Annotated in this window: 23 protein-coding genes and 1 tRNA gene; 8 read left to right on the top strand and 16 right to left on the bottom strand. The window is 68.6% G+C overall.

Translation table 11 applies throughout. The annotated features are described in order from the left end of the window. Positions 1 to 5: 5 nt before the first annotated feature. From BM004_RS19465 to alaS, 10 genes are all read right to left on the bottom strand, one after another. Complete coding sequence (locus BM004_RS19465; RefSeq protein ID WP_093215928.1) at positions 6 to 1,703, bottom strand: thiamine pyrophosphate-binding protein; 1,698 nt, start codon at positions 1,701 to 1,703, stop codon at positions 6 to 8. Then, a complete protein-coding gene (locus BM004_RS19460; RefSeq protein WP_093215926.1) occupies positions 1,696 to 2,532 on the bottom strand; it encodes an SDR family oxidoreductase in 837 nt (278 codons plus the stop codon). Before BM004_RS19460 ends, BM004_RS19465 begins: the two co-directional genes overlap by 8 nt. A 66-nt stretch (positions 2,533 to 2,598) precedes the next feature. Then, on the bottom strand, positions 2,599 to 3,435 hold the full coding sequence (locus BM004_RS19455; protein WP_093129667.1) for an IclR family transcriptional regulator: 837 nt from the start codon (positions 3,433 to 3,435) through the stop codon (positions 2,599 to 2,601). 39 nt (positions 3,436 to 3,474) lie between these two features. Then, the gene (locus tag BM004_RS19450; RefSeq protein ID WP_093215923.1) at positions 3,475 to 4,350 is read right to left on the bottom strand and encodes an alpha/beta fold hydrolase; all 876 of its coding nucleotides are present in this window, start codon (positions 4,348 to 4,350) and stop codon (positions 3,475 to 3,477) included. A gap of 11 nt (positions 4,351 to 4,361) precedes the next feature. Continuing rightward, positions 4,362 to 4,910, bottom strand: a complete 549-nt coding sequence (locus BM004_RS19445) for a cupin domain-containing protein (RefSeq protein WP_093129665.1) — start codon at positions 4,908 to 4,910, stop codon at positions 4,362 to 4,364. Positions 4,911 to 4,948: 38 nt separating this feature from the next. After that, on the bottom strand, positions 4,949 to 5,764 hold the full coding sequence (locus tag BM004_RS19440) for an SDR family oxidoreductase (protein ID WP_093215921.1): 816 nt from the start codon (positions 5,762 to 5,764) through the stop codon (positions 4,949 to 4,951). 59 nt (positions 5,765 to 5,823) lie between these two features. Further along, positions 5,824 to 6,816: a Bug family tripartite tricarboxylate transporter substrate binding protein gene (locus BM004_RS19435; protein ID WP_093129663.1), complete on the bottom strand. Its 993-nt coding sequence runs from the start codon at positions 6,814 to 6,816 to the stop codon at positions 5,824 to 5,826. A 221-nt stretch (positions 6,817 to 7,037) separates the two neighbouring features. Continuing rightward, complete coding sequence (locus BM004_RS19430) at positions 7,038 to 8,297, bottom strand: D-amino acid dehydrogenase (RefSeq protein ID WP_093215918.1); 1,260 nt, start codon at positions 8,295 to 8,297, stop codon at positions 7,038 to 7,040. A gap of 84 nt (positions 8,298 to 8,381) precedes the next feature. Beyond that, complete coding sequence (locus tag BM004_RS19425) at positions 8,382 to 9,398, bottom strand: 2-dehydropantoate 2-reductase (protein WP_093215916.1); 1,017 nt, start codon at positions 9,396 to 9,398, stop codon at positions 8,382 to 8,384. Positions 9,399 to 9,451: 53 nt separating this feature from the next. Next, entirely contained in the window at positions 9,452 to 12,076 is a 2,625-nt protein-coding gene (gene alaS, locus BM004_RS19420) for an alanine--tRNA ligase (RefSeq protein WP_093215913.1), read from the bottom strand. Between the two features lie 252 nt (positions 12,077 to 12,328). On the opposite strand from alaS, the gene BM004_RS19415 reads away from it, so the two are divergent. Beyond that, positions 12,329 to 13,153 carry a ferritin-like domain-containing protein gene (locus tag BM004_RS19415; protein ID WP_093215911.1) on the top strand — a complete coding sequence of 275 codons (825 nt, stop codon included), beginning with the start codon at positions 12,329 to 12,331 and terminating at the stop codon, positions 13,151 to 13,153. Between the two features lie 212 nt (positions 13,154 to 13,365). Further along, positions 13,366 to 13,683 carry a hypothetical protein gene (locus tag BM004_RS19410; protein ID WP_093129658.1) on the top strand — a complete coding sequence of 106 codons (318 nt, stop codon included), beginning with the start codon at positions 13,366 to 13,368 and terminating at the stop codon, positions 13,681 to 13,683. A gap of 459 nt (positions 13,684 to 14,142) precedes the next feature. Here the strand turns inward: BM004_RS19410 and BM004_RS19405 are convergent, their stop codons facing one another. From BM004_RS19405 to BM004_RS19395, 3 genes are all read right to left on the bottom strand, one after another. Beyond that, complete coding sequence (locus BM004_RS19405; protein ID WP_093129657.1) at positions 14,143 to 14,430, bottom strand: hypothetical protein; 288 nt, start codon at positions 14,428 to 14,430, stop codon at positions 14,143 to 14,145. A 275-nt stretch (positions 14,431 to 14,705) separates the two neighbouring features. Beyond that, entirely contained in the window at positions 14,706 to 15,065 is a 360-nt protein-coding gene (locus BM004_RS19400) for a hypothetical protein (RefSeq protein WP_093129656.1), read from the bottom strand. A gap of 131 nt (positions 15,066 to 15,196) precedes the next feature. Next, complete coding sequence (locus BM004_RS19395) at positions 15,197 to 15,367, bottom strand: hypothetical protein (RefSeq protein WP_256219960.1); 171 nt, start codon at positions 15,365 to 15,367, stop codon at positions 15,197 to 15,199. A gap of 208 nt (positions 15,368 to 15,575) precedes the next feature. On the opposite strand from BM004_RS19395, the gene BM004_RS19390 reads away from it, so the two are divergent. Further along, a complete protein-coding gene (locus BM004_RS19390) occupies positions 15,576 to 15,959 on the top strand; it encodes a hypothetical protein (protein ID WP_093129654.1) in 384 nt (127 codons plus the stop codon). Between the two features lie 60 nt (positions 15,960 to 16,019). On the opposite strand, the gene BM004_RS19385 is transcribed toward BM004_RS19390, so the two are convergent. Next, positions 16,020 to 16,093 (bottom strand) — tRNA-Gly (locus tag BM004_RS19385). A gap of 109 nt (positions 16,094 to 16,202) precedes the next feature. On the opposite strand from BM004_RS19385, the gene BM004_RS19380 reads away from it, so the two are divergent. Further along, positions 16,203 to 16,844 carry a hypothetical protein gene (locus BM004_RS19380; protein ID WP_093215908.1) on the top strand — a complete coding sequence of 214 codons (642 nt, stop codon included), beginning with the start codon at positions 16,203 to 16,205 and terminating at the stop codon, positions 16,842 to 16,844. Positions 16,845 to 16,887: 43 nt separating this feature from the next. Here the strand turns inward: BM004_RS19380 and BM004_RS19375 are convergent, their stop codons facing one another. Further along, positions 16,888 to 17,790 carry a LysR family transcriptional regulator gene (locus tag BM004_RS19375; protein ID WP_093215906.1) on the bottom strand — a complete coding sequence of 301 codons (903 nt, stop codon included), beginning with the start codon at positions 17,788 to 17,790 and terminating at the stop codon, positions 16,888 to 16,890. A 128-nt stretch (positions 17,791 to 17,918) separates the two neighbouring features. On the opposite strand from BM004_RS19375, the gene BM004_RS19370 reads away from it, so the two are divergent. The 4 genes from BM004_RS19370 to BM004_RS19355 all read left to right on the top strand — a co-directional run bounded on the left by BM004_RS19370 (position 17,919) and on the right by BM004_RS19355 (position 21,263). Continuing rightward, positions 17,919 to 19,202 (top strand): SGNH/GDSL hydrolase family protein, encoded by a 1,284-nt coding sequence (locus BM004_RS19370; protein WP_093215904.1) that lies wholly within the window; start codon positions 17,919 to 17,921, stop codon positions 19,200 to 19,202. Positions 19,203 to 19,328: 126 nt separating this feature from the next. Continuing rightward, positions 19,329 to 19,574: a hypothetical protein gene (locus BM004_RS19365; protein ID WP_093215902.1), complete on the top strand. Its 246-nt coding sequence runs from the start codon at positions 19,329 to 19,331 to the stop codon at positions 19,572 to 19,574. Between the two features lie 35 nt (positions 19,575 to 19,609). After that, the gene (locus BM004_RS19360; RefSeq protein ID WP_093215899.1) at positions 19,610 to 20,191 is read left to right on the top strand and encodes a 2'-5' RNA ligase family protein; all 582 of its coding nucleotides are present in this window, start codon (positions 19,610 to 19,612) and stop codon (positions 20,189 to 20,191) included. Between the two features lie 58 nt (positions 20,192 to 20,249). Beyond that, the gene (locus tag BM004_RS19355) at positions 20,250 to 21,263 is read left to right on the top strand and encodes a phosphotransferase enzyme family protein (RefSeq protein WP_093215897.1); all 1,014 of its coding nucleotides are present in this window, start codon (positions 20,250 to 20,252) and stop codon (positions 21,261 to 21,263) included. A 52-nt stretch (positions 21,264 to 21,315) separates the two neighbouring features. Here BM004_RS19355 and BM004_RS19350 read toward each other — a convergent pair whose 3' ends face one another. Continuing rightward, positions 21,316 to 22,254 carry a hypothetical protein gene (locus tag BM004_RS19350; RefSeq protein WP_093215894.1) on the bottom strand — a complete coding sequence of 313 codons (939 nt, stop codon included), beginning with the start codon at positions 22,252 to 22,254 and terminating at the stop codon, positions 21,316 to 21,318. Between the last annotated feature and the right edge of the window lie 59 nt (positions 22,255 to 22,313).

The following is a 22,313-nucleotide window of genomic DNA, read 5'->3' as shown; positions in this document are numbered from 1 at the left end:
CTCACTTACTTCGCCGTGCCGAGCGCCGGAATCTGCGTGACCGTGTTGGTCGGCGGGCCGGCAAAGGTGGTCTTGAAGCTGCCGATCGACAGCATGTCGATCTCCAGCAGGAACGGGCCTTCGGCCGCCAGCGCTTCGCCCAGGCGCCGCGGCAGGTCGGCCAGGTCCTGCACGCGGGCGTGCGGCAGCGCGAGCGACTTGCACAGCAGGTCGTAGTCGGGCGTGTGCAGCTCGGCATAGCACTGGCGGCCGCCGTACTGCGCGTCCTGGATGTTCTTGATGACGCCGTAGCTCTTGTCGTTCATGAGCACGATCACCATGGGCGCCTTCTCCTGCACCATGCAGGCCAGCTCGCCCAGGTTCAGGATGAAGCCACCGTCGCCAGCCAGGCAGAAGGTCTTGCGGCCCGAGCCGGTCACCGCCGCGCCGATGGCCGCGCCGATGGCCATGGGCATGCCCTGGCCGATGCCGCCGCCGGTGGCGTGCACGCCGGCGCTCGGCTCGAACACGCGCAGCTCGCGGTTGCCCCAGGTGCTGTTGGAGACAGTGACGTCGCGCACCCAGTTGAAGTTGCGTCCGGCCACCGACTGGAGCTGGCGCACGAGTTCGGCATACGGGCCGAGGCCGTCACGCAGCCCCGCGACCGCCTGGTCGTGCGCGGCGCGCAGATCGACCAGCAGTTGCGGGTCGGCCTTGTACTTCGCGGCTTCGAGGCGGTCGGCCAGGCCGTCGAGGGCCAGCGCGGAATCGCCGCAGACGAAGACTTCTGAGGCGTAGCAGCGGCCTTCGGCGGCGGCGTCGGCATCGATGCGGTACAGCGTGCGGGGCAGCTTCAGTTCGTACTTGAGCGTTTCGTTGCCGCGCAGGCGCGAGCCGACCACGAGCATCGCGTCGCAGGTCTGGTACAGGGCCTCGACCGGCTTCTGGATGTTGTAGGCGCCGAGCGAGCCCGCGTCGTCCTCGGGCACCGTGCCGCGGCCCTGCGTGGTGGTGACGACACCGAAGCCGAGCTTCTGCAGGCGCTGGATGGCGCCGCGCGCATGGCGGGCACCGCCGCCGACCCACAGCATCGGGCGCCGGGCAGCGGCCAGGCGCGCGGCCAGCGCGTCGAGCGCGGCGGCCGACGGCACGGGGCGTTCGATGGGCAGCGGCGACAGGTCGGCCGGCATCGTCGTCAGCGCCGACTGGATGTCGATCGGAATCTCCACGCTGACCGGGCCGGTCGGCGCCGTGAGGGCAAGTTGTACCGCGCGCTTGAGCGTGCCGAGCACCGTCTCGACGCTGCGCACGCGCAGCGCGGCCTTCGACACGGCCTTGAGCATGGTGAGCTGGTCGGGCGCCTCGTGGATGTACGACATGCCCTTGTCGAGGTACGGCGTCTCGATCTGCCCGGTGATGTGCAGCAGCGGCGCGCCGGCCGTCAGGGCCTCGACCATGCTGCCCGCGATGTTGCCGGCGGCCGGGCCGGTGCTGGTGATGCACACGCCCAGGCTGGCGGTGGAGCGTGCGTAGGCGTCGGCCATGTTGCCCGCGCCGGCCTCGCCCCGCGCCGAGATGAAGCGCACCGTGCCGCGCTGCGCGAAGGCATCGAGGATGGGCATGTTGTGGATCGAGATCACGCCGAAGGCTGCCTTGACGCCGCACTGCTCGAGGAAGGCGGCGACGACGGCGCCGACGGTGACGGTGTGGGTGGGGTTATGCATGGCGCGAGAGGCCTCCGGAAATGTCGATGTGGGAGCCCGTCGTATAGGACGCGAGCGGTGAAGCAAGAAAAAGGACGGCGCGCGCGGCTTCGCTCGGAAGCCCCAGGCGCGCCAGCGGAATGTGTTTGTTCTTCGCGAGCTGGCCGCTCCAGGCGGCCCAGTCGAGCGACTTGTCCTCGCGCGCCTCGAAGCGGCGGCGCCACTGGCCCGACTCGACCAGCCCGATCAGGATGCCGTTGACGCGCACGCCCTGCGGCGCGAACTCGGTGGCCATGGAGCGCACCAGGTTCAGCAAGCCGGCGCGCGCGGCCGAGGTGGCGACCATGTGCGGCTCGGGCTGGCGTGCCAGCAGCGAGTTGGCGCAGACGATGGACGCGTCGCCCAGCGCCGTGCGCTGCGCCGCCAGTTGCGGCAGGAAGGCGCGCGTGGGGTTGATCACCGAGAAGAACTTCAGGTTGAGCTCTTCGGTCCAGGCCGCGTCGTCGGTATCGGCGAAGGTGGAGACACGGCCCTGCCCGGCGTTGTTGATGAGCATCGAGGCCGGGCCGAGCGCCGCTTCGCTGGCGGCGGCGAAGGCGCGCACCGAGCCGGCGTCGAGCACGTCGCAGGGCTGCGCGAAGAGCCTGGCGTTGGGCTGATGCTTGCGCAGGCCGGCCACGGCCGCGTCGAGCCGCTCGGCGTTGCGCCCGCACAGCGCCACCGAGGCGCCGCAACCCAGCAGCAGCTCGACGGTGGCCAGGCCGATGCCCGACGAGCCGCCGGTGACCACGGCCACGCGGCCCGCGAGGGCGTCCGCGGCGAAGAAGGTGGTGGGGGTGCGCCTGGTCATGTCGGTTGCCGGTGTCGTCGGAGTCATCGGTGTGGTGGGTGTCGTCGGTGTCGTGTGTCGTCGATGTCAGGCGCTGCGCAGCGGCACCACCTTGGCGGTGCGCGCGGGCGAGTAGTTCAGCAGGCCCGAGATCTCGTCGGCGGTGCCGCGCACGCGCTGCACCATCTCGTCCATGCGGCTCTCCTCGATGTGGCCGGCGGTGACGGTGGCGCCCAGCGCCGCCACGATGTGGCCGCTGTGGTCGCGCACCGGCGCGGCGATGCTGGAGATGTTCGATTCGAAGAAGCCCTCGCCCAGCACATAGCCGCGCTGGCGGTCGGCCTGCACCATGTCGAAGAGCTCGTTCACGGTCTTGGGCGTGCTCGGCGAGAAGGTCTCTAGCTTGTCCTCGGGGTAGAGCGCGCGCAGCTGCGGCAGCGTGAGGTCCTCGAGCAGGATGCGGCCCAGCACCGTGGCGTGGGCCGGCAGGCGCGTGCCCACGCTGACCGAGCTGGCGAAAGGCGTGGGCGGTGCCACCTTGGCCACGTAGACGATGGAGCGGCCGTCGCGCACCACCAGGTTGCAGGGCGTGCGCAGCTCTTCGCACAGGCGGTTGAGCAGCGGCGTGCCGAGCTGCGTGAGCTCCAGCGACGCGAGGTACTCGAAGCCCAGGCGCAGCACGGCCATGCCCAGGCGGTAGTCGCGCCCGCCCTCGGTGCGCTCCAGGAAGCCCATGTTCTCCAGCGTGGTGAGCAGGCGAAACACGGTGGAGCGCGGCAGGTCGAAGCGGCGCGCCAGCTCGGGCGCGGAGAGCGTGCGGTTCTCGCGGCTGAACTCGCACAGCACGCGCAGGCCGCGCTCCAGCGCGGGCACGTTGTAGCGGTCGGCGCCCTCTTCCATCACTTCGTTGTCGTTGGTGGCCATGCCTGTTGTTTCCTTGGATCTCTGTATTCGTTTGCGAGGTCAGCCGGCGAGCGATTCGCGCAGCAGCGTGGCGACGGCCTGCGGTTGCTCCACATAGCCGGCGTGCCCCGCATCGTCCAACAATTCGAGCGGCACGCCGCACCGGCGCGCGACCTCCGCGCACGCCGCCGGCGGCGTGACCACGTCGAGCGCGCCGCAGGCCACGCGCACCGGCATGGGCGGTGGCAGGTCGGCCAGCAGGTCGGCGTTGCACAGCAGCTCGACGGCCTGGCGGTAGCCGTGGTCGTTCAGGCGCGCCATGTTCCAGCGCACCCACTGGCGGGCATGGTCGCTGGCCTTGTCGGACACCAGCCGGCCCGCGCGCTTCGCGGCCATGCCGGCGATGCCGAGTTCGTCGAGCGTGGCCAGGCGTTCGGTGCGGACCTTGGCGCGGGCCTCGGCACGCTCGGGCGCGCCGTAGCCGACGGCCGGGCTCACGAGCACGAGGCGGCGGATGCGCTTGTCGGTGCGCGCGGCTGATGTGGCCGATGCGGCCGATGCGGCCGTGATCGCGCCGAGCGAGTGGCCGACGAGCACGCACGAGTCGATGCCGAGCGCGTCGAGCAAGGCGCCCAGGCGCTTCGCATAGTCAGCTGCGGAAGGCGCTGCACTGTCGAGCGGCGTCGATTCGCCGTAGCCCGGCGCGTCCCATGCGATCAGGCGAGCCTGCGACGCCAGCAGCGCGGCGGTGTCGAGCCACGACGCCGCGCCCGAGCCGATGCCGTGCAGGCACACGACCACCGGGCCCTGGCCGCATTCGCGCACCGACACCACGGCACCACCGCCCACGGCCACATTGCGGGCCGGAAAGCGGGCGTCGAGCCGTGCCAGCTCGGAGGCCGACAGCGTCGGTGCCTGGGTGTCGAGGGTGCTCATGGCGTGGCCGCTCAGCGCTTGATCCTGGCCAGCGGGTGATCGGCCGGGTACGTCGGCGTCACCGGCTTCTTCGCGCCGAGCATCACGCACATCAGCGCGTCTTCGTCGCCGATGTTGATCTCTTCGCGGTACACGCCGGGCGGCACCGAGATCAGGTCGCGGTCGGTCATGATGGTCTCGAAGCGCTCGCCGTCCTTCTCGATCACCACCTTGAGCTTGCCGCGGATCAGGAAGAACACTTCTTCCACGTCGGTGTGCAGGTGCGGCGGGCCTTCATGGCCGGCGGGAATCACCATGGTGGAGAAGGTGAAGTGCTCGGCGGCAACCGTGTTGACGTCCTTCGCGACGCCGGTGCCGCCGGTGCCCACGTAGCGCATCTGCGCGCGGCGGAACTTGGGGTCGAAGTCGGACTGGAACTTCAGCGCGTCCCAGTCGTACTTGCGGGTTTCGTAGCGCGCGATGCGGGTGTTCATCCACTCCGCGAGGCTCGAACCTTCGGGCTGCGCCAGCGTGGTGGCGGGCGCATCGGTGATCTTTTGCTGTTCGGACAGATCGCTCATCGGGAAACTCCTTGGTCGGAAAGTGGTTGTCGGCAGGGTCAGTGCATCGCGAAGCCGCCGTTGACGGCCAGCAGCTGGCCCGTCACGAAGCGCGCGAGGCCGGACAGCAGGAACAGGGTGGCGCCGCACACGTCGGCGGCCTGCTGCTCGCGCGGGATGGCGCGGCCTTCGAGGTATTTCTGGTGGCGCGCCATCGGCACGTACTCGGTGGCCTCGACCAGCGTGAGGCCCGGCGCCACGGCGTTGACGGTGATGTTGTCGCCGCCCCATTCGCGCGCCAGCGAGCGCGTCAGGGAAATGACGGCGCCCTTGCTCGACGCATAGGCCAGCAGGTTGGGCGCGCCCCACAGCGCGGTGTCGGACGCGAGGTTGACCACGGCGCCGCGGCCGCTCTCGGCCAGCGCGCCGCGGCAAGCGCGGCCCATGAGCCAGCTGCCGCGCACGTTGACGTTCATCACGCGGTCCCACATGTCGACCTCGAGCTGGTGCGCGTCGCGCCCGCCCGAGTTGGTGATGGCGGCGTTGTTGACCAGCCCGTCGAGGCCGCCGAGCAGGCGGATGGCTTCGCCGGCGCAGGCCACGATGGCGTCGGGGTTCGACAGGTCGACGGGCAGCGCGTGGGCCGTGTGGCCCTGGTCGCGCAATGCGCGGGCCTCGGTGTCGGCCAGCTCGCCGAGGATGTCGGCCAGCACCACGCTGGCGCCCGCCGCCGCGATGCACTGCGCGAAGGCCAGCCCCAGGCCGCGCGCACCGCCGGTCACGAGGACGCGGCGGCCGGCCAGCAGGTTGGCGGGCAGTTCGGCCAGCAGCGCCTGCAGGCTCGACGGGTCGGGAATGGCTTTGAGGTCGGTCATGGCGGATGTGCGGGATGCGGGGGTGCGGCGTGGTGCGGTGCGGTGCAGTGCGGTTCGGGTCAGTCGGCCTGGATGCCGAGCTCCTTGATGACGGCGCCGAAGCGCGCGTAGTCGGCGGCGTTGGTCTTGCCGAGCACGCCGGCGTCGCCGCCCACGGGCGTGGTGCCGAGCACCGCCATGCGCGCGACGATGTCGGGCATCTTGAGGATTTCGTTGAAGTGGCCGTTGAGCGTCTTCACGGTCTCGGGCGGCAGGTTGCGCGGGCCCCAGAGGCCGTTCCAGGCGGTCACCTCGACGTCCTTGTAGCCCTGCTCGGCCAGCGTCGGCACATTGGGCGCGAGTGGCGAGCGCTGGGCCGAGGCCACGGCCAGCGGGCGCATCTTGCCGTTGGCGAAGTACGGCGCCACGGGACCGAGCGTGATGAAGGTGACGGGCACATGGCCGCCCAGCACGTCGTTGACGGCCGGCGCGACGCCCTTGTACGGCACGTGCGCCAGGCTGGTGCCCGAGGCACGGGCGAACATCTCGCCGAGGATGTGCATCGGCGAGCCGCTGCCCGGACTCGCGTAGCTCAGCGACTTGCCGCCCTTGGCGGCCGCCACGGCGTCCTTCAGGCTGGCGAAGCCGCTGCCGCCGCTGGCCACCAGGAACAGCGGCTGGCTGCCGGTCTGCACGATGGGCGTGAAGCCGTTGAGCACGTCGTAGCTCGACGAGCCGTTGGTCTTGAGCACCAGCTGCGCGATCGAGAAGGTGCTGGGCGCGAGCAGCAGCGTGTAGCCGTCGGGCGCGGCCTTGGAGACAAAGGCGCTGCCGATGATGCCGCTGGCGCCGGGGCGGTTGTCGACCACCACGGGCTGGCCGACGCGCGTCGCCAGCTTTTCGGCGAACAGCCGCGCCAGCGCGTCGGTGTCGCCACCGGCCGGATAGGCAACGACCAACGTGATCGGCTTGCTCGGGTAGCTGTCTGCCCAGGCGAGTCCGGAGGCGCAAGCGGCGGCCAGGGAAATGGCAGCGGCGATGGCGGCAGTGGCGTGGCGGCGTGTGTGTTGCATCGTGTCCGTGGGGTCGGTGGCTTGCGCTTGACTGCTTCTCTAATGAAACAACGATTTATTAATGGAACGCCACGAAGAATACCGACGAAGACAACTTCGTGACTAAGTAGAAACCCTAGCTACCGGGAACGAAGAAGTAACGCAACGAAAACAGGGCGGCACCTGTCGGTGCCGCCCTGTTCCGGGGGTCGTGAGCCTGGGAGCTCGGGCGCGTGGGGGGCTCAGCCGCCGTAGCGCGCGACAGTGAGGCCGTCCATGTCGATCCCGGGCGCCCTGCCCGCGATCAGGTCGGCCATCACGCGGCCGGTGCCGGCGGCCATGGTCCAGCCCAGCGTGCCGTGGCCGGTGCTCAGCATCAGGTTGGGAATGCGGGTGGCGCCGATCACCGGCGTGCCGTCGGGCGTCATGGGGCGCAGGCCGGTCCAGAAGGAGGCGTCGCGCACGTTGCCGCCGCGCGGGAACAGGTCGGTCACCACGTGCTCCAGCGTGTCGCGGCGGCTGGCGTCGAGCCGCAGGTCGAAGCCCGACAGCTGCGCGGTGCCGCCCACGCGGATGCGGTCGCCGAGCCGCGTGACGGCCACCTTGAAGGTCTCGTCCATCACGGTCGATTCAGGCGCGCCGCCGGCATCGGTGATGGGCACGGTGATCGAGAAGCCCTTGACCGGGTACACCGGCAGCGCGATGCCCAGCGGCTTGACCAGCGCGGGCGAGTAGCTGCCGAGCGCGACCACGTAGCGGTCGGCCGTGAAGTTGCCGGCGTCGGTGCGCACGGCCGTCACGCCCTTGCCCGCGTCGTGTTCGATGGCCTGGATGTTCACGCCGAACCTGAAGCGCACGCCCTCGGCCTGCGCCAGCCTGGCCAGCGCCTGCGTGAACTTGAAACAGTCACCGGTCTCGTCGCCCGGCAGGCGCAGGCCGCCGACGAACTTCTGCTTGACCGCCGCGAGCGCGGGCTCGTACTGCACGCAGCCTTCGCGGTCGAGCAGCTGGTACGGCACGCCGGAGGCCTGGAGCACCTCGACGTCTTTCGAGGTGCCGTCGAGCTGCTGCTGCGTGCGAAAGAGCTGCAGCGTGCCCTGCATGCGCTCGTCGTAGGCAATGCCGGTGTCGGCACGCAGCGCCTTCAGGCAGTCGCGGCTGTATTCGGCCAGCCGCACCATGCGGCCCTTGTTGATCTCGTAGCGCGCCTGCGTGCAGTTGCGCAGCATCGCGAGGCCCCAGAGCCACATGGCGGGGTCGAGCATGGGCTTGATGACCAGTGGGCTGTGCCGCATCAGCATCCACTTGATGGCCTTGACCGGCACGCCCGGCCCGGCCCACGGCGCCGAGTAGCCCGGCGACACCTCGCCCGCATTGCCGAAGCTGGTTTCGAGCGCGGGCGCCGGCTGGCGCTCCAGCACCGTCACCTCGTGCCCGGCGCGCGCCAGGTAGTACGCCACCGAGGTGCCGATGACACCGCTGCCGAGAATCAGGACCTGCATGAGAACAACCCTTTCGAAGCCGCCATCCAGCGCGATGGGGCCGAGGGTACAGGGCCGGACGCCGGACGCCGGATCACCAGAAGCCTAGAGGCCCAGCGCGTCCTGCAATTGGCGTGCCGTCCAGCGCCTGGGGTTCTGCGGCCATGCTTCGAGCAGCGCGACCATGCGCGCGTTGCGCGGCGCGCTCAGGCCGTGCTCCTGCGCGAGGCGCACCACCTCGCCGCTGAGCGCGTCGATCTCGGTGCGGCGGCCCAGGGCCAGGTCGTCGGCCATGCTGGAGCGCGCCTTGGCGTCGACGCGCAGCATGCGCGCCGCGACGATGCGAAACAGCCAGTCGGGCAAGCGCAGCAGGCCCGGCAGCCGGCGCGCCGGCACGGCCGCGACCTGCGCCGGAGCGATGCCCGCCACGTTGAGGATGCTCAGCGCCTCGTCGATCAGCGAGGCGAAGCAGCGGCGGTAGCCGCGCAGCATCAGCTCTTCGCGCAGCGGCAGGCCCGAGAGCGCGTTGACGGGGTTGTTGAGGTTGAGCATGAGCTTGCCCCACTGCACGGGCAGCAGGTCGGCATGCAGGTCGAGCGGCACGCCGGCGCGCTCGAACACGGGCAGCCACGGGCGCAGCGTCTCGTCGTCTTCGGCGGCCAGCCGGCCGGGCGTGCCGCGGTGGAAGGCGCCGGGGCCGATCTCTGCCACGTTGTACGGCACCATGCCGGCGCGCACATTGAGCGACGGCCCGGTCTGCGAGGCCGCGGCGCAATTGGAAATGCCGTTCTGCAGCGAGACCACGGTGGTGCCCGCGGGCAGCGAAAACGCCAGCTCGCCGGCCGCCTCGGCGGTGGCGCCGCTCTTCACGCACAGCAGCACCAGCGCGGGCCGTGCGCCCGAGGGCACCTGTTCGCTCAGCTGCAACGACTCGGCGGGGAGCTTGTGCTTCGCGCCGTCGATGTCGGTGAGCGTGAGGCCGTTCACGGCGAGCTTCTCGAGCACGCGCGGACGGCCGACGAAGGTCACGGGCACACCGGCCGCCGCGAGGCGGCCGCCGATGAAGCACCCGATGGTGCCGGCCCCCATCACGAGCACTTCACCGGGAATGTCTTCTGGCATGAAGTGCGTGTGTCCTTTGGGGCCGGCGGGGTTCGTCAGACGCGTGGGACGCGTCAGGCGCGTTCGGCGACCCAGGCCTGCACCGACTGCAGCGCGGCCGCAAGGCCTGCCGCATCGGTGCCGCCGGCCATGGCCATGTCGGCCTTGCCGCCGCCCTTGCCGCCGACCTGCTGGGCCACGAAGTTGACCAGCTCGCCGGCCTTGACCTTGCCCACGCTGTCGGCGGTGACGCCGGCCGCGATCTGCACCTTGTCGCCATCCGCGGCGGCCAGCACGATGACGGCGGTCTTGAGCTTGTCCTTCAGCTTGTCCATGGTGTCGCGCAGCGTCTTGGCGTCGGCGCCGTCGAGCTTGGCGGCCAGCACCTTGAGGCCCTTGATGTCCACGGCCTGCGCCAGCAGTTCGTCGCCCTTGGACGATGCGAGCTTGCCCTTGAGCGCACCCACTTCGCGCTCGAGCGCCCTCACCTGTTCGAGCACCTGCGTGAGCCGGCCCTGCAGCTCGGCGGCCGGCGACTTGAGCGTGGCGGCCACGCTCTGCACGGTCGACTCGAGGTCCTGCAGGTAGGCGAGCGCATTGGCGCCGGTGACGGCCTCGATGCGGCGCACGCCCGCGGCCACGCCGCCTTCGCTGACGATCTTGAAGAGGCCGATGTCGCCGGTGCGGCCCACGTGGGTGCCGCCGCACAGCTCGCGGCTGGAGCCGATGTCGAGCACGCGCACGGTCTCGCCGTACTTCTCGCCGAACAGCATCATGGCGCCGGTCTTCTGGGCCGACTCCATGTCCATCACGCGGGCCTGGGTGGGTGCGTTGGCCAGCACTTCGGCGTTCACGCGCTTCTCGATCTCCAGGATCTGCTCGCGCGTGACGGGTGCGTTGTGCGCGAAGTCGAAGCGGGTCTTGTCGGCATCGACCAGCGAGCCCTTCTGCTGCACGTGGTCGCCCAGCACTTCGCGCAGGGCCTTGTGCATCAGGTGGGTGACCGAGTGGTTGCGCATGGTGGCGTTGCGGCGCGCGATGTCGACCGCGGCCTTGACCGCGTCGCCCACCTTCAGCGTGCCCTGCGTCTGCGTGCCGTGGTGGCCGAACACGTCGGCCTTGATCTTCTGCGTGTCTTCCACGCCGAACTGCACGCCTTCGGCAACGAGCACGCCCTGGTCGCCGACCTGGCCGCCGCTTTCCGAATAGAAAGGCGTGGTGTCGAGCACGACGATGCCGGGCTGGCCTTCCTTCAGTTCGTCGACGGCCACGCCGTCGAAGTACAGCGCCACGACCTTGGCGGCTTCCTCGAGGTGTTCGTAGCCGGTGAAGGTGTTGCCCGCGCCGGCGTATTCGACGTTGCGGTCCATCTTGAACTTGCCGGCCTTGCGGCCCGCTTCCTTCTGCCGCTGCATGGCTTCGTTGAAGCCGGCCTCGTCGACCTGCACATCGCGCTCGCGGCAGACGTCGGCCGACAGGTCCAGCGGGAAGCCGTAGGTGTCGTGCAGCTTGAAGGCGACGTCGCCCGGCAAGGTCTTCACGCCGCCGGCCAGTGCCGCGTCGAGGATTTCCATGCCGTTGGCCAGCGTTTCGAAGAAGCGTTCTTCCTCGGCCTTCAGCGTGTCGGTGATGCGCTTCTCGTCGGCCACCAGCTTGGGGTACGCGTCGCCCATGAGCTTCACGAGGTCGGGCACCAGCTTGTGGAAGAACGGCTTCTTCTGGCCCAGCTTGTAGCCGTGGCGAATGGCGCGGCGGATGATGCGGCGCTGCACGTAGCCGCGGCCTTCATTCGACGGGATCACGCCGTCGGCCACCAGGAACGAGGTGGCGCGGATGTGATCGGCGATCACGCGCAGCGAGTTGTTCGACAGGTCCTTCTCGCCGGTCTCGCGGGCCGCGGCCTTGATGAGCGCGTCGAAGATGTCGATCTCGTAGTTGCTGTGCACGTGCTGCAGGATCGCGGCCAGGCGCTCCAGGCCCATGCCGGTATCGACGCAGGGTGCGGGCAGTTTCTTGACCGAGCCGTCGGGCTGCATGTCGAACTGCATGAACACGTTGTTCCAGATCTCGATGTAGCGGTCGCCGTCTTCGTCGGGCGAACCGGGCGGGCCGCCGGGGATCTCGGGGCCGTGGTCGAAGAAGATCTCGGAGCACGGGCCGCACGGGCCGGTGTCGGCCATCATCCAGAAGTTGTCGGACATGTAGCGCCCGCCCTTGTTGTCGCCGATGCGCACGACGCGCTCGGGCGGCAGGCCGATTTCCTTGGTCCAGATGTCGTAGGCCTCGTCGTCCTCGATGTAGACGGTGGCCCAGAGCTTCTCGGCCGGCAGCTTGTAGACCTCGGTCAGCAGCTCGAAGGCCCACTTCAGCGACTCGCGCTTGAAGTAGTCGCCGAAGCTCCAGTTGCCCAGCATCTCGAAGAAGGTGTGGTGGCGCGCGGTGTAGCCCACGTTCTCGAGGTCGTTGTGCTTGCCGCCGGCGCGCAAGCAGGCCTGCACCGAGGCGGCGCGCACGTAGTTGCGCTTGTCTTCACCGAGGAACACGTCCTTGAACTGGACCATGCCCGAGTTGGTGAACATCAGCGTCGGGTCGTTGCCCGGCACCAGCGAACTCGAGGGCACCACCGTGTGGCCATTGGACGCGAAGAAATCGAGAAAGGTCTTGCGGATGTCCGCGACCGTGAATGTGGGCTGGCTCATCTTTGGATTCGTCTTCTGTCGAGGCGGCGCGGCGATGGCGACCTCGTGTCGAACCCACTGCGGCGAACCGGCCTAACTGCTTGATTTGCTTGAACAAACAATTATAGGTTTGCCTATGGCGCCCGCGCCGCCCTGCGGGAAACTGCGTGATCGGGGCGCCACGGCTAATATGTGTCCTGGCGCAAAAAACGAGAACCAAACACGGTCTGCGCCATCCGTACTTGTACGGACACAAAAGATCAAGGAGTTTGCATGGCAAGCCAAGAGGCGGAACAGCACTGGAAGATCGAAGACCTGGACTTTGCGCGCATCGCGCTAGACGAGGTCCGCCCCGACGAAAACCTTTTCTACCTGGTGACGTGCGCCTCCTTCATCGAAAGCGGCTCCGACCTCTACACGCAGAACCTGGTCGACTTCTTCAAGGGCGACGACGAAGTCACCGACTGGCTCTCCAACCATTGGGAACTCGAGGAACTGCAGCACGGCAAGGCGCTTCGCGCCTACGTGGAACACGTGTGGCCCGAGTTCGACTGGGAGACCGCCTACCGGGGCTTTCTCGAGGAATACGCGACCTACTGCAAGGTCGAGCTGCTGGCCCCGACGCGCGCCCTTGAAATGACCGCGCGCTGCGTGGTCGAGACCGGCACCGCCACCTACTACCGCGCCATGGCGCGCGGCACCGACGAGCCGGTGCTGCGCGACCTCGCCACCCGCATCGCGACCGACGAGGTCAATCACTACAAGCACTTCTACCGCTTCTACCGGCGCTACCGGACGGAAGAAAAACTCAGCCGCCTGCGCGTGTTCCGCACCATCGGGCAGCGCACGCTCGAGCTCAAGAGCGAGGACGCCGACTGCGCGATCCGCCACGTGGTGCAGACCCGATCGCCGGCGCGGGCCAGCGACACGGCCTACGTGCAGGAGTTGAGCGCGCGCATGAACAGCACCATCCGCACCAACCTCAGCGCGGGCACCACGCTGAAGATGCTGATGCGGCCGCTGGAGCTGCCGGCGAAGCTGCAGACGGTGATCCAATACCCGATTCGCCAGTTCATGCAGCACGTGTTCCTGCGCTGAGCGCTTCGCCCGGATATTGCCTACCGCGTCTGCGAAGGCCGCGCAAATGCACACGGCTAAAGCAACAAACCGGAACCGCCGTCCCGGTTTCTGCAACACACGCCTCGCTACCATCCGCCGCTCACACCTTTCTAGAGGCGAGGCCTGAGACCTTCGGAAGAGCGGTATTGCGCTCTGGCAAGTTGGCTCGCAACTTTTTGCATGCGAGCCCGATGTTCGAAAACACAGCACCCCGCGAGCAACCCTACACAGTGCGACTGGAAGGCAACAACCTCTCCATTCGCGACCTGATGGAAGTCCGCTTCACCTTCCTGCGACTGCTCGAACAACGCATCGGCGCCCCCACCCGCGTGGTGAAGTGCTACCGGGCGTGGGCGAGCCAGCTCGAGTCGGGGTCGGACGCGCTCACCGACGCGCAGATCACCCTGGCGCGTGCATGGCGCGACGCCTGGGACCACGCGAGCGAAATGGCCGGCCCGCTGCTGAGCAACCCGCACACGACGGCGTTTCAGTTCGAGCTTTTCAGATAGACAAACATCAAAAAAACCCGGCTCACAGGGCTGGAAAAGAACAAAAAAACCCAGCACAGGGCTGGAAAAGAACAAAAAAAACCCAGCACAGGGCTGGGTTGTGAACCTCTTGAGTGCTGTCACACACAGAGAACTCGCACGTAGAGCGAGTCCGCAAAATCTAGGGCTTCAAGCGACAAGAGCGTGTCGGACGGGACCGACACTTCCGGATTGCGTGTGGGCGCCGCACCGGAACCCCTTCAGGCGAGCCTTTGGAAATTGCCAATTAGTTCACGTTTCGATGAGTGTCCTACGGCGGCTGACTGTCTCTGACTGACAGGCGCTCCCCGGATACCCACCGACGATACCGACGCTGTCACGCAACAGGGCCGTACAAAAGAAGAGCTCTCTGTTTTCTTAGAGCGCCCGCGAGGGCTCCTCGACACCCGCTTCGGCGGGTATTTTTTTGCCCGCGCCGTTCTAGGTTGCCGAGGTCAGGCCCGGCTTGCGGTTCGCGTCCAGCGAATACAGCTGCGGCCGGTCGTCGGTGGCGGCATCCGCCGGAGCGTGCGTCTCGGGGTTGCGCGGCTGGCGGTAGAGCTCGTTCTCCAGGCGCCTGACACGCTCGGCATACATCCGCGCCAGCGCGCTGTGATGCTCCGCTGCGGCCTGGTGCTCGATGCGCGCCATCTGCGCCTCTTCCAGCAGTGCCGCGGCACGCCGGAGATAGGCGGTGTGGGTCGGGCGAAACAGGAAGTCGAACGTCATTTCACGCTCCTTTTTTGCGCGACTGCGCGCACGCCTGCATGTTCCTCCCGCTCGGCCCGCGGCGTCTATCGGCAGGCGCCTACCTTCGGGCTACCTCCTTTGATCCGCCTACCACATGGCAATGACGCGTTGTCCCTTTCCGATGGGGACAACGTTGTGGAAAACCGTGTGCGAAGCGCGCCAAACCGTTGCCTGGCGTGGCCTGCAACACGGTGCCCACGAAAGAGGCAGTGCACGAAATTATTTTGCGAGGGCTCCGAAAAACGGGTCAGCGCTCAGTCGCGGTCTTCGTGGTAGCGGCGATAGTGCTCGCGGCGCTCCCACTCGCGGCGGCGCCATTCGCGACGCTCTTCATGGCCCCAGCGCGGGCCGGGCTCGTAGTAGACGGGTGCCGGCTCGTAGACGGCGGGCGGGCGATAGCGCACCGGCGGCGGCTGGTAGTAGACCGGCGCCGGCGGCGAATACACGGGGGCCGGCTCGTAGTACACCGGCGCGGGCTCGCTCACCACGACGCCCGGAAGGTTCACGCCGATGGACCAGCTCGTCGCGGCATTGGCAGAAGTGGCCGCGAACAGCGCGCCCGCGGCGGCCACGCCCAGTGCGGCGATCTTGAGAATGTTTCGATGAAAGCTCACGTCGTCTCCAGAAGTGCGGGAAAGATCCCGATGGGAAGACAACGGCCCGCGCCGCGTGCCCGCGCACATCGCTTCTGTGAAGAACGTTCCCAGATGTCACGGCGCGCGCCGCGTCACCCGGGCGCAGGCTGTCAATCGCGCGGGCTGGCGACCCATTCCTTGACGAAATGGGCGGCGCGAACGCAGGCGCGCTCGAAGGCGCCGTCCCAGGTCAGTTGCTGCGTGATCACGAGCGCGCATTTCTGTACGCCCTGCAGGCTCAGCTTGGCGATGCCCGCGTAGGAGCCGTGGACCGTCCTCATGATTTCGAAATCCGCGGACCAGCCGTCGGGAAGTTCGAGGAGGGAGGAAGGCGCTCGCATGCCAATGAGCATAGGCGCCGAAACCACACTCTCCCAGGAATTAATTCACAAGTATTAACAATCGATTTGCAATCGTGAACGCACAGTGAATTTGTGCCGTAGCCGCTCGGCGGCGAGATACCATCCCGCGAAACTACATGAGGCGGAGATGTCCGGCGCAAGCGAGATGGAGCGGGTCGTGGCAGCGTTGAAGACGCTCGCGGTCCAGCCGTGGCCTGAAGGCGCACGGCTGATTCTGAGATGGAACGAGGTGGCCAAGACGCTTCCGGGCATCGGCTATGAAGCGTTCTTTCATGCACACCGGCTGGCAAGCCGCAACATCTACAACGGTGCGGGGCTGGACCTGTCCGTGATCGAACGGTTGCGCGAGCGAGGCTTCGCCGTCGTGGTCGACGACGGGCCGGAAGACGCGGCACTGCCCGATGTGAAGATCGAGGTCGGGCTGGCCTGGCTGGACTTGTCGAAGAAGAAACCGGGGCGCGCGTCGCGCGTCGGGATGTACGTGCTTCCGGAGGACGATTCGCACGGGTGAAGGCGAGAGGCCACTGCCTCGCCGCCGGATGCCGCGGCGCTCTCGGGCGCGGGGCTTTGCTGGAGCGGGTGAAGGGAATCGAACCCTCGTATGAAGCTTGGGAAGCTGCCGTTCTGCCATTGAACTACACCCGCATCTCGTGGCCGCCGAACGCAGCTGCGAAAAGCGACAGCCGCGAGTATAGGCGGTCGCGTGGCGCATGATCTGTTGCGCGTCACCCCTTTTCGCCCCACGGAGCCGGCCATGAAACTGCTGTCCGCCCTGCTTCTCTCCACCCTGCTTTGCGCATGCGCGACGGCACCTGGCACCTCGCCGGGCACTTCGCCGGCCACTTCGCCTGGAGCGCCCGACAGCGCCGCAGCCGAGGAGCCGCCAGCAGCACCCAGGCCCACGGGCGTCCAGTGGCGCTACATCAACACCCGCTCCTACGAGGCGATGAATGCCGGGCTCGGGCGCAGCCATCGCTTCGAGAGCAGCGTCGGCTGGATCGATGTCTACATCTACGACATGAAGCGCACCGACTGGCGCCCCGGCGTGGACGATCCGCAGTTCGACGAGCAGTTCAAGAGCACCATCGCCGAGGTGCAGCGCGCCACCGCGCAAGGCCTCTACGCCAGCGCCAGGACGGGTCCCACGCGCGACGTGCGCATCGAAGGGCTGACGTTCCGCTCGATCTCCTTTCGGCTGGTGAACGCCCGCGACGGCAAAGCCTACGACTCGTACACCTACCTCACGGCACGCGGCGGGCGGCTGCTGAAGTACCGCATGTCCTTCAACGCGCCCGCGCCGGCCAATGCGCAAGCCATTGCGCGTGAGTTCATCGAGCGCAGCTTGCGCACCGGCCCCGACACGCCGGTCGGTACACGCGAGTTGCGCAACACCTGAGCGGCCCGGCCGCCCAGCAGCCGAGTTGCCCAGTGGCCCGCCACTACTTGCGCACGGCCCCCGGCAGTTTCGCCACCCGGTCCGCCAGGAAGTCCACCAGCACGCGCACCCGCAGCGGCAACTGCCGGCGCGGGGCGTACAGCAGGTGCGCCTCCTGCGCCGGCCCGGTGTGGCGCGGCAGCACGCGCACCAGGCGGCCCTGCGCCAGCAGGCCGGCCACCATCCACGTGGGCTGCAATGAAATGCCCGCGCCGCCGAGCACGCCGTCGAGCATGGCCACCGCGTTGTTCACGCGGTAGCGGCTGCGCACCGGCACCGTGACCTCCGTGCCTTCAGGGCCCTGCAGCAGCACGCCGTCGTCGCCCGGCGCATAGCGCAGGTAGTCGTGCGCCAGCAGGTCCTGCGGCTTGCGCGGCTTGCCGCGCGCGGCCACGTAGGCCGGCGACGCGACGAGCACGCGCGGCCATGTGCCCAGGCGGCGCGCGACCAGGTCGGGCGGCAGCGGGCCGCCCACGCGCAGCGAGACGTCGATGCGTTCTTCCAGCGGATCGACGAAGCGGTCGTCCAGCACCAGTTCGAGCTCGATGTCGGGGTACAGCGCCAGGAACTCCAGCGCCATGGCATTGAGGTGCCGCTGGCCCAGCGTGACCGGCGCGCTCATGCGCAGCAGGCCGCGCGGCTGCTGGATGCCTTCGCGCGCATCGGACACGGCGTCGCCGTAGTCCTCGAGCACGCGCCGCGCGCGCTCGTGAAAGCGCTGGCCCTCCTCCGTGAGGCTCAGGCCGGCCGCGGTGCGCCGCAGCAGCCGCACCCCGAGCGAGCGCTCCAGCCCCGCGACCAGCTTGCTGACGGTGGGCTGCGTGGTGTCGAGCGCGCGGGCGGCGCCCGACAGGCTGCCCAGCTCCACGCTGTGCACGAAGGCTTCAAGGGCGCGCAAGGTGTCCATCGGGGGGTTCGCGGGTGTATTCGAATATGGAATGGGCTGGATGCCATTCTGCCTTCTACCCACTCGAATGCGAATGCAAGAAAGTCGAGGCCTGATTTCACCCGTCACCCGTTTCGAAGGACCTTCCCATGACCGCATCGACATTCGCATCGCTCCTGCGCCACGGCGCCCTCGCGCTCACCCTGGCCGGCACCGCCGCCGCGCCCCAGGCCCAATCCGCCCCTGCCACCACCTACTGGAGCCCCAGCTGGATGGCCAGCACGCAACCGCTCTGGGGTGGCGACTTCGTGCTGCCCTCGGGCGTGCCTTTCCAGTTCAACCGGCAGACGATCCGCCAGGTGGCGCGCCTGAGCATCGGCGGCACGCGGCTGCGCGTGGTGATCAGCAACGAGGGCGGCTCCGCGCCGTTGCGCATCGGCGCGGCCCGCGTGGCACGCCACGCCGAAGGCTCGGCCGTTGTCGCAGGCAGCGACCGGCCGTTGCGCTTCGGCGGACAGGCCGAGGTCACGCTGCCGCCCGGCGCGCGGCTGGTCAGCGACCCGGTGGACATCGCCCTGCCCGCGCTCGGCGAAATCGCCGTGTCGCTCTACCTGCCGCAGCCCAACCAGCCCGCGGGCTTTCACTTCGACGCGCGCCAGGTGGCCTACGTGGCCGACGGCGACCTCACGGCCTCGCCACGCATGCCCGCGGCCGCCACGCCATGGAGCACCCGTGTCTACGTCAGCGGGCTGATCGTCGAAACGCCGGCGCCGCCCGCCACGGTCGTCGCCTTCGGCGATTCATTGACCGACGGCAACGGCTCGACGCCCGGCGCCAACACCCGCTGGCCCGACGCCCTGGCCGAGCGGCTCGCCGGGCGACATGTGGCCGTGCTGAACGCCGGCATCTCCGGCGGCCGGCTGCTGACGGACGGCATGGGCCGCGCCGGCCTCGAGCGCGCGGGCCGCGACGTGTTCGCGCAGCCGGGCGTGCGCGCCATGGTCGTGCTGCTGGGCACCAACGACATCGGCTGGCCCGGCGGCCCGTTCGCGCCGGCCGAGCCCGCGGTGCGCGCCGAACAGCTGATCCAGGGATTGCGCCAGCTGATCGAGATGGCCCACGCCCACAACGTGCGCATCATGGCCGGCACCATCGCGCCGACCGAGCGCGCACTGGAAGGCACGCCGCTCGAAGGCCACTACTCGCCCGCGAAGGACCAGGTGCGCCAGGCCGTGAACCGCTGGATCCGCGAGAGCGGCGCGTTCGACGCCGTGGTCGACTTCGACGCCCTGCTGCGCGACCCCGCGCACCCCTCGCGCCTGAAGGCCGCGATGGACTCGGGCGACCACCTGCATCCGGGCGATGCGGGCTACAAGGCGATGGCCGCGGCCATCGACCTGGACGCGCTGCTCGGCAAGCCCGTGCAGCCCTGAAAAAGGCCGGCAACGGGCCCGGTCCGCGGGCTTGTGAACCAAGGTTTGACAGTTCGAAAATACTGTACATGCATACAGTATTTCTCTAAAATTGGCCGTCTCCAAGAACACCACCGAGGCGACACCATGACCACCGCCAACCCGCCTGCGTCCGCCCCGGCGCAGGCGCTTTTTTTCTCCAGTCTGCAGCAGCTGCAGACCCGCACCCGCACGGGGCGCCTCTCGTCCTGGCCCTTCAAGGTGGCCCGCGAGAAGGGCCCCCGGAACCTCGTCGACAACGATGAAAGAAACGACGAAAGGAACGACGTTCGCGTACAGGCGGCGCGCGTCATCCGGACGACCACCGAGCACTGGTGGCCGTCCGGCGCCTGAACCGCCTTCAGCTTCACCCTCACCAGGAGAACAGCATGGACGATTTCACCTTCGACAATGGCCGGCCCGGCTCAACCGGGGACGAATGGGACTGCACACCGCCGCAGGATCGGCCGCACCTGCTCATCGCCCTGTTTCCGGATGGCGACACGCGGCGTGCCATCGAAAAGCATCGCGAAGATTGGCTCTGGCCGGCCGGGCGCCGCTTTCCCCCAGGCGCGCACCTGCACCTGACCTTGCACAGCCTGCCTGACCTGTCGGCCGATGACACGATGCACCTGCGCACCGCGCTCTCCAAGGTCCGGATGGAACCTCTGGACCTGGTGCTGGACAGTTCATGCACGTGGAGGAACGACATCTCCGTCGTCCTGCCCGCCGAGCATGAAAAGCTGCGCACGCTGCGCAGCGACATCGCTGGCGCCCTGCGACGCGTGGGCTTTGAAACAGACCGCAAGAAATGGACGCCGCACATCACCATCGCGCGCAAGACCGCCCAGGCGGCACGCCCGCAGCACCTGGCGCCCATTCGCTGGACTTCGACAAATTTCACGCTGGTTCGCACGCATCCCTCGCCGCCCGCATGGCATGAGGTGCTGACGTCTTACAGGGCCGGGTGACGACAGGCGATATCGTCGGGGGTCCTTCATTGCCCGGCCCAGCGCAGGGTTCGACCGCATGCTCACCCCACCCGATATCGCCCACGAATCCATCCAGCAACGCCTGTCCCAGGCCTACGGACTGGAAGGCGCACGCATCGAATTCCTGCCCCTTGGCGCAGACGTCGATTCCGCCGCCTTCCGCATCCATGCGAGCGACGGCGCCACGTACTTCCTCAAGCTGCGCAAAAGCAGCGCCAAGCAATCCGCGGTTGCGGTCCCGGCCTTTCTCCATCACGACCGGGGCATCGAGTCCGTGCTGGCGCCCTTGCCGACAAAGAACCATCAACTGAGCGTGCAAGGCGACGGTTTCGACTGGGCGCTCTACCCCTTCTTCGACGGCCCCGACGGCTTCGAGCGCGCATTGACCCGGCCCCAGTGGGTTGCGCTCGGCAAGGCCGTGGGCGCCATCCATCGCACGCAGCTGCCCGAAGCGCTGACGGCAAGCCTGCCCAGGGAACACTATTCGCACCGCTGGCGCGAAGGCGTCCGGCGCTACCAGCGGCGCTTCATCAACGGCGTGACCGGCGACGACATTGTCATGCGCTTCTTCGCCTTCTGGGAAGACCGCGCGGAAGAGATCGACACGGTCGTCTACCGCAGCGAGCAGCTCGCGTCCATCCTGCTGGAGCGGCCGCCGCAGCTGGTGCCGTGCCACGCCGACCTGCACGCGGGCAATGTGCTCGTGGGCGACGGCGACCGGCTGTGCATCGTCGACTGGGACACGCCCATCCTCGCGCCGAAGGAGCGCGACCTGATGTTCATCGGCGGCGGCGTCGGCCACACGTGGAACCGCCCGGAAGAAGCGGCATGGTTCCACGAAGGCTACGGCCCGGCGGAGATCGACGCGGTGGCGCTCGCCTACTACCGCTACGAACGCATCGCCAAAGACATCCTCGAGATCTGCGACCAGATGTTCGACGCCAAGGCCAGCCCGCAAGACCGCGAAGAAGCCTTGCGCCAGATGAAGAGCCAGTTCGAGCCGGACGACGTCGTCGCCATCGCGCACCAGAGCTACGACGCGGTCACCTGACCCCGCAACGCAACCAACCGGCGCGATCAAGCGCTGACGTTGGCGCGTCGGATCAGATCAGCATGTCCTGCGCGTCGTCCTCGAAACCGGCGATGGGCTGCGCCTTGGCCAGCGCGAGCCACACGGCGAACGGAATGCGCTCGAACGCGCGGTGCACCGCCGCGCGCGCCACCACGAGCCGATCGCCCTCCAGCACCATCACCCCGCACTCCGCCGGCACCTCTTCGGGCGTGGCGATGCAGCGGCCCTTGGCGTCGTTGCCCAGCACGTACCAGCACTCGCCGCCCAGGTCGAGGTAGGCCGCGCGCTTGTCGGGCTTGCGCAGGTCGCCCAGCAGGTCGGCGCGGCTCACCTTCACCTCGTGCACGATGGGGTGGGCATAGGCCTCCACGCTGGTATTGCGGATCGAGAACACGTCGGGACGCGCCACGCACCAGCGCGGCTTGCCGCCCTCTTCCAGCGGCGGCAGGCGCGCGCGCAGGCCGAGGCCGCGCCATGCGACGCGGCCGCCGCGCGTCATCTCGCGCGCCACGCGCTCCACCAGCGCCTCGTGCGGCGACAGCGCGGCGCGGTTGATGGTGAGCGTGGTCGCAATGCGCGCAATGCCGGCGTCGGTCACGCGCAGCGTCTCGTGGCCGTGCGCGGTACGCACGCGCTCGAGGAACCCGCCCGCGAGCAGCTCGACCTCGATGCTGTCGCAACAAGGCCAGCCGGCGGAGCGGTAGATCTCGCGCAGGCGCCGTGCATGCAGCTTGCCGAACGGCACCTCGGGGGCCGCGTGCTGCAGCGGCGGCGGCTCGACCACCGGCGGCGGAAAGCCGGGGTCGGTCACGGGCGGCAGCACAGGCGGCGGGTCGCCCTCGGGCGACGGCATGTTCGGCGGCATATGGGGCGGGGGCATGGGCACATCGGGCGCGGGCGGCGGCGGCCCGATGGGCATGGCGACAAGGGGATCGGCGGTCTGGATGGGATCGAGGACAAGTTCGGTCATGGCTCAGGCAGGTTAGCGAAAAGTCGTTCTGGGCGCGAGGCATGGAACGATCGGTTGCA

This window comes from Variovorax sp. OK212, from assembly GCF_900112425.1.
GTDB lineage: Bacteria > Pseudomonadota > Gammaproteobacteria > Burkholderiales > Burkholderiaceae_C > Variovorax.
Note: the sequence above shows the minus strand (reverse complement) of the source record. Positions and strands in the feature narration are given on the sequence as shown.